This is a genomic window from Pseudonocardia sp. EV170527-09 (assembly GCF_008369905.1).
Taxonomy (GTDB): domain Bacteria; phylum Actinomycetota; class Actinomycetes; order Mycobacteriales; family Pseudonocardiaceae; genus Pseudonocardia.
The window spans coordinates 1-233 of record NZ_VRMC01000676.1; the positions used below are offsets into that span (position 1 = coordinate 1).

The 233-nt window shown below is 39.1% G+C and carries 1 protein-coding gene; it reads right to left on the reverse strand.

Annotated features, from left to right (window positions below):
• Positions 1-233 (reverse strand): hypothetical protein (locus tag FVA95_RS30460; RefSeq protein ID WP_205016120.1); only part of this gene is annotated, 233 nt, incomplete at both ends.

Sequence of the window (233 nt, forward strand, 5' to 3'; positions counted from 1 at the left end):
AGTTTAACCCATCCTTGATATCTACAAAAATATCTTTCCCAGTAAAAGCCTTTTTCTCTTGAACTTTTGCTTCCTCTTTTGGAAGGAAAGCCACTAGAACAAAAGCAATGAAAAAAGTCAGCGAGTCTAGCAGTAGCGTCATATGGAGACTTGCAAATTGTAAAACAAGGAAGGAAAGAACAGGAGAGCTAACACCTACAACCTGCAAAACCAGCTCTAAGCGAGAGTTATAG